This window comes from Zhongshania sp. (genome assembly GCF_041623545.1).
Taxonomy (GTDB): Bacteria; Pseudomonadota; Gammaproteobacteria; order Pseudomonadales; family Spongiibacteraceae; genus Spongiibacter.
The window spans coordinates 1-11,312 of record NZ_JBFJWS010000086.1; the positions used below are offsets into that span (position 1 = coordinate 1).

The 11,312-nt window shown below is 48.9% G+C and carries 11 protein-coding genes; 3 read left to right on the plus strand and 8 right to left on the minus strand.

Going from position 1 to position 11,312, the window contains the following annotated elements; all coding sequences use genetic code 11:
* The first annotated feature begins 57 nt into the window (after positions 1-57).
* Positions 58-456 (plus strand): hypothetical protein, encoded by a 399-nt coding sequence (locus ABYT30_RS09800; RefSeq protein ID WP_373082114.1) that lies wholly within the window; start codon positions 58-60, stop codon positions 454-456.
* A gap of 59 nt (positions 457-515) precedes the next feature.
* Here the strand turns inward: ABYT30_RS09800 and ABYT30_RS09805 are convergent, their stop codons facing one another.
* The 7 genes from ABYT30_RS09805 to cyoA form a co-directional block, all read right to left on the minus strand.
* Positions 516-1,088: a response regulator transcription factor gene (locus ABYT30_RS09805; RefSeq protein WP_373082116.1), complete on the minus strand. Its 573-nt coding sequence runs from the start codon at positions 1,086-1,088 to the stop codon at positions 516-518.
* A gap of 4 nt (positions 1,089-1,092) precedes the next feature.
* Positions 1,093-2,415: an ATP-binding protein gene (locus ABYT30_RS09810; RefSeq protein ID WP_373082118.1), complete on the minus strand. Its 1,323-nt coding sequence runs from the start codon at positions 2,413-2,415 to the stop codon at positions 1,093-1,095.
* 117 nt (positions 2,416-2,532) lie between these two features.
* Positions 2,533-3,273 (minus strand): SURF1 family protein, encoded by a 741-nt coding sequence (locus ABYT30_RS09815; RefSeq protein WP_373082120.1) that lies wholly within the window; start codon positions 3,271-3,273, stop codon positions 2,533-2,535.
* Positions 3,274-3,276: 3 nt separating this feature from the next.
* Positions 3,277-3,657 (minus strand): cytochrome o ubiquinol oxidase subunit IV, encoded by a 381-nt coding sequence (cyoD, locus tag ABYT30_RS09820; protein ID WP_373082122.1) that lies wholly within the window; start codon positions 3,655-3,657, stop codon positions 3,277-3,279.
* Positions 3,654-4,283, minus strand: a complete 630-nt coding sequence (gene cyoC, locus ABYT30_RS09825; protein ID WP_373096255.1) for a cytochrome o ubiquinol oxidase subunit III — start codon at positions 4,281-4,283, stop codon at positions 3,654-3,656. The genes cyoD and cyoC overlap by 4 nt, the downstream gene beginning before the upstream one ends.
* Before the next feature lies 1 nt (position 4,284).
* Complete coding sequence (gene cyoB / locus ABYT30_RS09830) at positions 4,285-6,270, minus strand: cytochrome o ubiquinol oxidase subunit I (protein ID WP_373082127.1); 1,986 nt, start codon at positions 6,268-6,270, stop codon at positions 4,285-4,287.
* Positions 6,271-6,347: 77 nt separating this feature from the next.
* Positions 6,348-7,334, minus strand: coding sequence for a ubiquinol oxidase subunit II (cyoA, locus tag ABYT30_RS09835; protein WP_373096257.1), 987 nt, complete (start codon positions 7,332-7,334; stop codon positions 6,348-6,350).
* A 151-nt stretch (positions 7,335-7,485) separates the two neighbouring features.
* Between cyoA and ABYT30_RS09840 the strand changes: the two genes are divergently transcribed.
* The gene (locus ABYT30_RS09840; protein WP_373096259.1) at positions 7,486-8,799 is read left to right on the plus strand and encodes an MFS transporter; all 1,314 of its coding nucleotides are present in this window, start codon (positions 7,486-7,488) and stop codon (positions 8,797-8,799) included.
* A gap of 77 nt (positions 8,800-8,876) precedes the next feature.
* Here the strand turns inward: ABYT30_RS09840 and ABYT30_RS09845 are convergent, their stop codons facing one another.
* Complete coding sequence (locus ABYT30_RS09845; RefSeq protein ID WP_373096261.1) at positions 8,877-10,163, minus strand: EAL domain-containing protein; 1,287 nt, start codon at positions 10,161-10,163, stop codon at positions 8,877-8,879.
* Between the two features lie 648 nt (positions 10,164-10,811).
* Between ABYT30_RS09845 and ABYT30_RS09850 the strand changes: the two genes are divergently transcribed.
* A partial coding sequence (locus ABYT30_RS09850; protein WP_373096263.1) for a Crp/Fnr family transcriptional regulator occupies positions 10,812-11,312 on the plus strand: 501 nt, incomplete at its 3' end.

An 11,312-nucleotide genomic window follows, 5' to 3' on the forward strand; every position in this document is an offset into this window, starting at 1 on the left:
TCGGAGTCAAAGGTGTGGCAGCAGAATAATGTTTAATAATAGTGTTGAGACATAAATATGAGTGAGCTTCGAAGTGATTTGATTGCAATTGCAGAAACCTATTTAGATGCCGGTTTATTACAGCACCAGCCTGAAAAAGTGCTATTCGCAGAACACTGCACGCGCTGGGAAATGGGCTACTGTACCGGCAGTAATGCGACACAGTTGCGTGAGTTGTTGAAAGATCCTGCTTACCACGGTAATGAGGCGATTGAGAATCGGCGCTGGTTGGTGGAGGGCGATGAAGTTGATTGTTTTTATGATCTTCACATTACCGGTTTACCGGAACCCTTAAAAATAGCCACACGTTTTCGTATTCAAAATAAACTGATTACACACATCGAAATATACGTGTGCGCTGGTGAGATACAGCAATTTATCATGGACCAAGTAAAATTGTTGAGTGAGAGTTTGTAGCGACAGATGGACTGGCAAAGAAGGCAGGTTGGATGTTTGGAAGTCCACGGCTTAGCGCCTTATTTCACCTGCTGCTTGGCCAGCTTACGCGCCAGTGTCCGGCGATGCATCCCAAGTCGCCTTGCCGTTTCTGAGATATTAAATCCTGTCTCCGCCAAGGTTTCATGAATACGCTCCCACTCAAGGGTTTTTATAGAGGTGGCGCGACCGCGAATTTCAACTGCAACATTGCCCTCTGCGCTATTAAATGCGGCTTCAATGTCGTCGGTATTCGAAGGTTTAGCAAGGTAGTGACAGGCGCCGAGTTTCACCGCCTCAACGGCCGTGGCAATACTCGCATAGCCAGTGAGCACCACAATCAACATATCGGGGTCGTGTTTGTGTAAAGCTTGTACGCAGGCTAAGCCAGAGGCCTCACCATCGAGCTTTAAGTCGACAACCGCGTAACCGGGTGTGTGGGTTTCTAGCAGGGTGAGCGCGCCGTCGAGACTGCTTGTACTTACTACTGAGTAGCCGCGCCGCTCGAAGGAGCGGCCTAGTGTTCGAGCAAAGGCCGCATCGTCTTCGATAAGCATTAGCGTGGGGGCGCTATTGTCTTGGTTCACGTCGGGATTATCGGTTTGATCTGTCATTGCTTTAAGTCTCCTTGAGTCGGAGTGCGTCCAAGGGCAGTCGCAAACTGATTTCGGCGCCGCCGCGTTGGCGATTGCGAGCGCGAACTTGGCCGCCTAGAATACGCGCCACGTTAAATACTAAGAATAAGCCAAGACCACTACCCGGTCGCCCTTTGGTAGATTGATAGGGTTCGCCAAGGCGATTAAAGACTTCTTTGGCAAAACCTGGTCCGCGATCGACAACGCGTATGACCAAGGTGTCGTCTTGGCGAGCGACGGTGAGCCCTACCCACTGGGGTGATGCTTCCAGTGCATTGTCGAGTAGATTGCATATGGTCTGTTTTAGGACGGTGTCAGAGGCAATGTCTATATCGTCGCCAAACTCGTTTTGAAAACTAAACTCGACGACTTTTCGGCTTGCCTGCCATTCACCCAGGAGCTCCTCAAAAAACGCACATACGCTGGTTTCCCCAGAGGATTCGCCGCGCGTTTCCCCCGCTGACATGAGAATACCACTGACAATGGTTTTGCAGCGCTGTACCTGAGTTTGCATCTCGCTAATTTCTTCAAGCAGATCGGGATCCTTATTAAGCGTGGGCATATGACGCCAATCACCGAGAATCACCGCAATGGTGGCCAGTGGCGTACCGAGTTCGTGGGCGGCACCTGAGGCTAGTAGGCCCATTCGCAAGATATGCTCTTCTTCTGCGGCACGCTGTCGTAGTTCCGCGAGGCGGGCATCGTGTTCGCGGTGGGTGCGATTGATACGGTTGATAAAAATAACAAGCAGGGCGGCGCTGAGCGCTAAACATATCAGCATGCCTTCTATGTAATAGCTGCGAATACCGAGATGATAATCTTGGGGGAGATCGATGGGGCGGCCGGCTTCGGCCAGCCACAGAAAGCACACAGTGGCTACGCCCATCAGTACCCAAGCGTAAACTTGAGTTAGGAGTACAGCGGCAAGGCCAATCTGGAGTAAATAGAGAAAGACAAAGGGGTTGGTAGCACCACCGCTGAGGAGAAGCTGGAACGTGAGGGTGCCCATATCCACCAGTAGGCCCATAAACAGTTCGGCGGTGCCGACGCGGCGCCGCAGTCGCAGGCTTAGCTCATTGAAGGCATTGAAGACGACAAGTCCACCGAGCACACTTAGCATTAGTTGTAGTGGCAGCTCGACGCCAAAGCCGTAATGGGTGACGAGAATGGTGAGTAATTGGCCTAACACGGCCATCCAGCGCAGCTGCACGAGCTGGCGCATATGTTTGCCGAGGGTGTCGGTGTCACTGGATTCAGTTTGTCTTAGCAGCTGGTTTACGGCGGCCAGTGCCTTAGTGTTTGTCATGGTGACCCTTCTCCCCAGACCTGCTGTCTCTCAGGCACGGTATGCACTTAGCTCAGTTTGCGCTTAATTGAGTATACCCATGAGTAGCCCAGTACGCAGCTTCGTTCGCCATTGCAGCTAACGGCCGTATGACTTGCGCTCTTCGCGAATCACGATAAATCCCGCGATTAAAACTGAAATCGCGAGGCTGTACCAAGTGACGGCATACACCATATGACTGTTGTTGAAGTGAATTACAGTGAGGCCGCCAACGGGTACTTGGCTGGCAGGGTTACCGTCATTCTGCATTTGGGTGGGCGTGTTAATGGCGGCGTCGGCATCAATGAAATATGGCGCGGCGCTAAGGCCGAGGGAGTTGGCGATGGCTTTAGTATCTCGGGAATACCAGCGGCCAGTGCTTGGGCTATTGTCGCGCAGCGCCGTGCCGTCGGGCTCGCTGAGTCGCAGCAGTCCGGTAAGTGTAATTATGCCCTGAGGTGGCGGTAGTGGTGTGACACCTTGCGTAATAAACCCGCGATTGACTAAAACGATACTGTTATCACCACGCTGAAATGGTGTAAGAACCCAGTAGCCACTGCCTAGCTCTGTAGCGGCAACGACAAGCGTGTCTTTATCGATGAGAAATCGACCGTTTAAAGCAAGGTGGCGGTATTCGTCGGCCTTGCTGATCGCCGACCAAGTTTCTGTGGGTGGCGCTGGCGTCGCTGGTGCGTGCACGCGGCTTTCCACTTTTTCAATTAAATCTAGTTTCCACAAGCGGCGTTCTAATTGCCAATTACCAAGGGCAATGAAACCAGCGAACAATAGCGAGCCGCATAGGCTAATGATTGTTAATTTGACTATGCGGCGGCTTGGCACGGTTTAACTGCCGCCCGACATCATCGATGGCATCATATTCACGTTCATGTGGTACATCACCCATAGCGAACCGGCTAAGGTAATGAATAGTAAGACCACCGTGAAGATGAGTGACAGCATCGTCCAACCACCTTCGGACTGAAAGTTCATGTGCAGAAAATAAATCATGTGCACCAAAATTTGCACCAAGGCAAAGGCGAGAATAATTAGCACAGTGGTATTGCGTGAGCTGAATACATCGCCCATTACTAACCAGAAGGGAATGGCGGTAAGAAATACTGAGGCCATAAAGCCCAGCATATAACCGCTAAAACTACTGTGTGGACCTTCTTCATCGTGATGGTCAGCGTGATGCTCGTCGTGATTTTGTGAAAGTTCGCTCATGACAGTGACCCCATCAAATAAACAATAGTGAATACGCCGATCCAAACAACGTCAAGAAAGTGCCAGAACATAGACAGGCAGAACAAGCGGCGGCGGTTTGCGGTGGTTAAGCCATGCCTGCGGAGTTGGAATAGCAAGGTGACCAACCAGATAATTCCGATACATACGTGTAGGCCGTGAGTGCCGACTAGAGTGAAAAAGGCCGACAAGAAAGCGCTGCGCTGGGGGCCGGCACCTTGATGTAAAAGGTGATAGAACTCATAGAGTTCTAGGCCAAGAAAGCCCGCGCCGAATCCCCCGGTAATGGCTAGCCAAATCATGGTGCCTTTGAGTTTGCGCTGCTGCATTTGCAGCATGGCAAAGCCGTAGGTGATCGACGAAAACAGCAGAAAACTGGTGTTTAAGGCAACCAGCGGCAGATCAAATAAATCAGCGCCCGATGGTCCGCCCGCATAGTTTTGGCTTAATACGCCGTAGGTCGCAAACAGCGCCGCGAAGATGAGGCAGTCGCTCATCAAATACAGCCAGAAACCCAATAATGTGCCGTTGGCGACGTGATGCTCGCCCTTAACAAGGAAGTCGAATGTACCAGGCTCAGCGGCTGGTATAGCAGTAGAGTGAGACATCTTAGGCAGCTACCTCGTTACGTTGGGCTTCGACTAACGCGACCTCTTTAGCCGGAATGTAGTAGTCGCGTTTGTAGTTAAAGGTGTGAACAATAATGGCGATCATCAGGGCCGCAAACGTCAGCCCGCCGATTAACCACATATGCCAAACCATGGCGAAACCGAACGCCGCACTGAGGCCTGAAATAACCATGCCAGCAGCCGTGTTTTTGGGCATGTGGATCGGCAAAAAGCCTTCGCTTGCGCGCTTAAAGCCATTGCTCTTCATATGCCACCACGCGTCTAGGTCGTATACCCGTGGGGTAAAGGCGAAGTTGTATTTGGGTGGTGGCGACGAGGTTGACCACTCGAGGGTGCGGCCACCCCACGGGTCGCCAGTTTCGTCGCGCAGCGAATCACGGCGCTTGTAGCTCACATAGAGCTGAACCAAGAAGGCGATGATACCCATACCGATTAACACTGCGCCACCTAGGGCGATTTGGAACCAAATCTGCAGTGATGGATCGTCGAAATGGCTCATGCGGCGGGTGACGCCCATAAAGCCCAGCATGTACAGCGGCATAAAGGCGAGGTAGAAACCGATAAACCAGCACCAGAACGAGACCTTGCCCCAGAATGGTTCCAACTTGTAACCCGTAACCTTGGGGTACCAGAAGGTAATTGCAGCAAATGTACCGAAGACCACGCCACCGATAATGACATTGTGGAAGTGAGCAATCAAAAACAGACTGTTGTGCAATACGAAATCTGCGGGTGGCACAGCTAATAACACGCCGGTCATGCCGCCAATCACGAAGGTGATCATAAAGCCGATAGTCCACAGCATGGGGACTTCAAACTGAATGCGACCGCGGTACATGGTGAACAACCAGTTAAAGATTTTTGCGCCGGTGGGAATCGAAATGATCATGGTGGTGATGCCAAAGAAGCTATTCACCGTTGCACCAGAACCCATGGTAAAGAAGTGGTGCAGCCACACGAGGTAAGACAGGATTGTAATGACCAAGGTCGCGTAGACCATGGATGAGTAACCGAATAGGCGCTTACCACTGTAGGTGGAGACGATTTCTGAGAACACCCCAAAGATTGGTAGAATCAGTATATAAACCTCTGGGTGACCCCAGATCCAAATCAGGTTTACGTACATCATGGCGTTGCCGCCAAGATCGTTGGTGAAAAAGTTCATGTCCAAATAGCGGTCTAAGGACAGCAGAGTCATAACTGCAGTTAATACGGGGAAGGCCGCCACAATTAGAATGTTAGTACACAGCGCGGTCCAGGTGAAAATCGGCATTTTCATCATATTCATGCCAGGCGCGCGCATTTTGACAATGGTGACCACAAAGTTGATGCCGGATAACAGCGTGCCGACCCCAGCGATCTGTAAGGACCAAATATAGTAATCTACCCCGACCCCAGGGCTTTGTAATATGCCTGTTAGTGGCGGGTAGGCCAGCCAGCCCGACTTCGCGAATTCACCGATGAACAGTGAAATCATAATAAGCGCGGCACCGGCACTGGTCATCCAGAAGCTAAGGTTGTTTAAAAATGGGAATGCCACATCTCGGGCGCCAATCTGCAGGGGCACGATATAGTTCATTAAGCCGACCACAAATGGCATGGCCACAAAGAAAATCATGATTACGCCGTGGGCGGTAAAAATTTGGTCGTAGTGATCTGGCGGCAGGTAGCCAGTCGCTTCACCAAAGGCCATGGCTTGGTGAATCCGCATCATGATGGCGTCGGCAAAGCCGCGCAGCAGCATGATTAAGCCCAGAATCATATACATCACGCCGATGCGTTTGTGATCGATGCTGGTAAACCACTCCTTCCACAAATAGCCCCACACCTTGTAGTAGGTGAGCGCGCCGAGCAGTGCAATACCGCCGAGGGCAGCGACTACAAAGGTCGCGACCAAAATTGGATCGTGAAATGGGATAGAGTCAAGGCTTAGGCGCCCGAATATAAGGGTACTGAGATCAGACATGAGAGTTACCGGCGCCCTGACGCGCTAAAAGTGAATGGGACGGACGCTTCGCGACCACGGTAATTGCACAAAAATAGCTAGTGGGCATGGTGACCCTCGTCATGTGTTTTGACTGTTGAATTGGCTGCGCTTGGCGCTGCGACGTCAGTTTTGTGGCTGCCGTGGTGCTTCATCATATCCTTCATGCACAGGGTGCCAGGCTCAACGCAGCGATTGAGAATGGCGTCGTAAAGGGCCGGCGCTACTTCGCGATAGTATTGAACGGGGTTGTACTCGCTCGGCTCAGCTAGCTCGGTGTAGACACTGCGGCTGAGTATCTCGCCTTCGTGTTTAACCTTGCTCACCCACTGGTCAAAGTCCCCTTCAGTCATACCTAAGAACTTAAAGCGCATGCCGTTAAATCCAGCCCCAGAGTAATTGGCAGAAAAACCGTCGTAGCTGCCAGCTTGGTTAATAACAGCGTGCAATTGGGTCTCCATGCCCCCCATGGCGTAGATTTGCCCAGCCAGCGCCGGTATATAGAAGGAGTTCATCATGGTCGTAGCAGTAATCTTAAACTTGATTGGCCGGTCGACGGGCGCGGCCAATTGATTTACCGCGGCAATGCCTTGCTCTGGATAAAAGAACAGCCATTTCCAATCCATGGCAACCACCTCGACAATGAGTGGTTCAACACCCTCAGGCACGGGCTGGCCTTCTTTAATACGATCGAGCTCGCGATAGGGGTCAAGCTGATGGGTGCTCACCCAGGTTAAGGCGCCTAAGGCGATAATGATGGCCAGCGGAGCGGCCCAGATCACTAGCTCCAGATTGGTGGAATGATCCCAGTCAGGGCTGTAGGTCGCCTGTTTGTTAGATGCGCGATACCGCCACGCAAACAACAGCGTCAGCACAATGACCGGAATGACGACGATTAACATAAGAATCGTTGCCCATACGATCAGTTCGGCCTGCTGCGCAGCAATATCGCCAGAGGGTGACATAACCACAGTGTCGCAACTCGCAAGGAGGCCTGTTCCGATTGTGGATACCAAGATAGTGTGCAGAGCTTTTGAAGTCGACATCGCCACTCGCAAGTCCAGATGTTAATGAGAGGACATAGACTTTAAGTGAATTGCAGCTCAGAGAGAATTGGACAATTTGTCCTATGGCTGGTTTGCGGGAATCGGAGTAGTCTTTCAATAATTCACAAAACCAACGGATGAGCGCCACATCATGGCCAGTACAACAAACGCTTCTCTCGCAGCTGATACGCAAGACTCTAAGAACCATTCGCCGGTTGCGCCCGGTGAAATCGCCATTGGCGTGGTTATTGGGCGGGCCTCGGAACATTTTGACTTTTTTGTGTTTGGCATGGCCTGCGTCTTGGTCTTTCCGAGCGTATTCTTTCCCTTCGTAAGTATATTAGAGGGCATGTTATACGGCTTCGCTATATTCTCAATGGCCTTTGTGGCACGGCCCTTTGGTACGGCCCTGTTTATGAATATACAGCGCCGTTGGGGGCGCAGCGTTAAGCTAAGTAGTTCATTATTTTTATTGGGGACAGCCACTGCAGGCATCGCGTTTTTACCGAGTTATGAATCTATAGGTGGCGCGTCAATATTCTTTTTGGCTTTGTTTCGCATACTGCAGGGCTTTGCACTGGGTGGTTCATGGGATGGTTTGCCATCCTTGTTAGTGCTGAATGCACCGCGGGAAAAGCGTAGCTGGTATGCCATGATTGGCCAGCTTGGTGCGCCACTCGGCTTTTTGATAGCGAACCTGTTGTTTCTTTATTTGATCAATAGCGTTAGCGCGGAAGATTTCCAAGCTTGGGCATGGCGTTACCCCTTCTTTGTGGCTTTCGCCATTAATGTGGTTGCCTTGTTTGCGCGCTTGCGCTTAGTGCTTACTGAAGAATACACCGCTGCATTAGAAGAGAGCGAGCTGGAACCCATTAGCACCAGTGAAATGTTAGAGAAACAGGGGCCGAATATATTTCTGGGCGCTTTCGCCGCGTTGGCCAGTTATGCGCTATTTCATATTGTGACCATTTTCCCGTTGTCCTGGATTGCTTTGGGTGAATCCCAGCTCATTGGTAATGTGCTTATTGTGCAGGTGTTCGGTGCATTTATAGGCATTATTGCAACAGTGGCGTCGGGCGTCATTGCCGACCGCATAGGTAAGCGTACAACGGTGTCATTAATGGCGGTGCTTATCGGTATCTTTGCGTTGTTTACACCGATGCTGATGAGTGGCTCGCCCGTGATGCAAGATACTTTTATTTTGGTGGGTTTTGCTTTACTTGGTGTTTCTTACGGACAGGCATCAGGCACCCTGACAGCAAACTTTGAACGTCGATTCCGCTACGCGGGCGCAGCGCTTACTTCTGACTTTGCGTGGTTGTTTGGGGCCGCATTTGCGCCGTTAATCGCATTAGGCTTGTCGATCCATTTTGGCTTGGTGGCAGTTAGCTTGTATTTGATATCTGGTGCACTGTGTACACTGTTAGCGCTGCGGATTAATAAGCACTTAGAGGCCACGGATTGAGGTTGATGACGAGATTAGCGTATTCTAAAAGCTCGTCTATACGGCGCTATTATTGAGGTTCGGTGTGATCATCCACTTTAGTGTCTTTTGGGTGTATTCGGCGCTAATCTCTGGGCGTCGTCAATATTGTGAAGCTCATACCACTCAATAAATTCGTCGCTACTCATCGCGCTCGCCCAGTATTTTCCAGACCCTGCATTAAATCCGCGCGATTTAATGAAGTAGTTTTCTTCATTGCTATCTACATCTTCTGCGGCGATGGTCATGTTGAATGATTTGCAAAAGAAAATACAAGTGTCGATGATTTTACTGCTGGTGACTTTTCTTAGTGTCGAAGAAATGATGGATTTGTCTATACGTAACTCGGAAAAGGGAAATGGCGAGAGCTTTTCCAGTTCGTGCTGATTGGGGCCGAAATCGTCGACTGAAATGCCAAAGCCCTTGGCGCGCAAATCGGACAGCTTCTTAAGCGTTTCGGTGGCATTTTCAAATAAACATAATTCAGATATTTCGAAAATAAGAAACTCTGGTGCAATGTCGTAATACTCTATATCAGCAATAATTAAATCAAGAAAGTATTTGTTGACGATGTCGGCATTAATCAAATGGATAGACATCGGTATTTTGATCTCGTTTTCATGGAGTTTCGCTAGGCTCGCGATGTGATGGTTGATTATCGAAAGGCGAAACTGAGCTGCGTCGCTGGGTTTGTCTAGGTATGAATAGAAGTATTGTGGCACCAAGAAATCAGACTCCTGTTCGGGATAATCTATTCTTATTCTCGGTATTGCTTCACAGCCAACTACCTTTCCGGTGTTTATTGAGATCTTAGGCTGATATCTCAGCTCAATGTTTCCCATGGATGCAAGGATGCTTTGCCGGCTGGGAAAAACTCTATTCCGATCCCTGCCTAAAAGCGATTTTGGTTTAATGGTGTTAACACCTAAAGCGAGAATGCCGAATAGTGTACTTTTGCGGAGTGGCGCCGATATGGCGCCGATAATTTCTGTTCCCGCCGGTACTACTTCGTTTAACCCTGCGAGGCTTTCGTTTTTACTTGTGCTTGTTAGAATAATAATCTTAGAATTATTTTGATATTTTGAAATGTTCTTAAGTAGGATTCTTGTTTCTGCTTTTGAATTAGAAATATCGATAATGATTAAACCGTACTTCCTCTTTAGGTGGATGTTTTGAGAAGAAAAAAATCCGTCATCGTAAACAGTAATGTCCGTTATACCGACTTCATTCAGGTTTGAGTAAATAATGTCGCTGGCAATGTCATCGTTGTCGATGATGAGCGCGGGGCTATAGACTTCTGATAGCCAATTTATTGGAGCCCCAATCTGGTTGCTAATTATATTCATTTTGGTCTCTCTCGATTGATGTTTCGTTCGCTTATTTTTTTATGAGTAAAATTACTTACCTGTTTATCTAGTATTAGTTTTTTGAAATTAATATATCAATCTATTTTTATTAGTTAATGCTGATGAATTGATAATTGCCAGAATAATGTCGAGAGTGAGCGTTGATGGCTATTTTATTGTCCGGTGAGTCGATGCCCTGCTTATGCTTATCGCCGCTTACTGGTGGAAGGTGAGTAATATCGAAACTGTAGATAGATCTATATGGAATATGCAGGCTTATTTATATATCAATTTCGAGAAGTTTGCTTTTTTTTGGCAATATTTGGCTATTTCATGTGAATCGCCTATGCTCTATTTAGTTCCCAAAGCTGTCTAAGTGTGCCTTTGTTGGGGATTCTAGTGAGGCACCAAGTGCCTTTATTGCCAAACGCTTTAACGTCGTCTGACGCTCCTGCCGGGCTCCTCCAGCTCTTTTCCGCAGACGTTAGGATGTAAGGGCTTAATATTTTCTTGGGGTTGAGTAAGGCGATACGCTGCCGGTATATTTTATTCCCACTAGAAAGAGGCTTTGTCGTTAATGTGTCAGGATTATCTCGTTGGCGAGTAAGCAAGTGCTGGTCGCGTGATAAAAACTTAGGAGGAGTGAAAATGCCAATTTGCGGCGCTTGTAATCATCGCTTTACTTGTCTTGTTGAGCCCTTACTTGACACAAAGCTTTATCTGCAATTTCAATTAGCTATTCGTAATGAGTATACCGTTGACGTGGGTGAATACATATTCAAGCAAGGGACAGATAGTGGCTCCTTGTATTTGTTGAAGTCTGGATCGATAAAGATGGTAATGGCCATGCCTAATGGTGTTGAGAAAGTACTTGGCTTTGCTCATTCTTGGCGATTAACTGGCGCGGCTGCTGCATGCTCGAGTATTCATGTTTATTCCGCAATTGCTTTGGAAAAAGTCAGGGTCTGTGAATTAGATTATCAGAAAATTTCAGATATCATGTTTTCGTGCCCGGATTTTCATAAAAAGTTTCTCGCTCTCGTTATGGACCAGATGATTGTTGATACTCAATTTGAGGCTTTGATTGCCTCTGGGAGTGTTGAGCGTCGTACTGCGTCATTTTTGTATTCTCAAGTCTTGCACCGTCAA

Excerpts from the sequence above, each read along its gene's own strand:
- ABYT30_RS09840 (WP_373096259.1), top strand. The coding sequence starts at position 7,486 with ATGGCCAGTACAACAAACGCTTCTCTCGCAGCTGATACGCAAGACTCT.
- cyoC (WP_373096255.1), bottom strand. The coding sequence starts at position 4,283 with ATGTCTCACTCTACTGCTATACCAGCCGCTGAGCCTGGTACATTCGAC.
- cyoA (WP_373096257.1), bottom strand. The coding sequence starts at position 7,334 with ATGTCGACTTCAAAAGCTCTGCACACTATCTTGGTATCCACAATCGGA.
- cyoD (WP_373082122.1), bottom strand. The coding sequence starts at position 3,657 with ATGAGCGAACTTTCACAAAATCACGACGAGCATCACGCTGACCATCAC.
- ABYT30_RS09800 (WP_373082114.1), top strand. The coding sequence starts at position 58 with ATGAGTGAGCTTCGAAGTGATTTGATTGCAATTGCAGAAACCTATTTA.
- ABYT30_RS09810 (WP_373082118.1), bottom strand. The coding sequence starts at position 2,415 with ATGACAAACACTAAGGCACTGGCCGCCGTAAACCAGCTGCTAAGACAA.
- ABYT30_RS09805 (WP_373082116.1), bottom strand. The coding sequence starts at position 1,088 with ATGACAGATCAAACCGATAATCCCGACGTGAACCAAGACAATAGCGCC.
- ABYT30_RS09845 (WP_373096261.1), bottom strand. The coding sequence starts at position 10,163 with ATGAATATAATTAGCAACCAGATTGGGGCTCCAATAAATTGGCTATCA.
- cyoB (WP_373082127.1), bottom strand. The coding sequence starts at position 6,270 with ATGTCTGATCTCAGTACCCTTATATTCGGGCGCCTAAGCCTTGACTCT.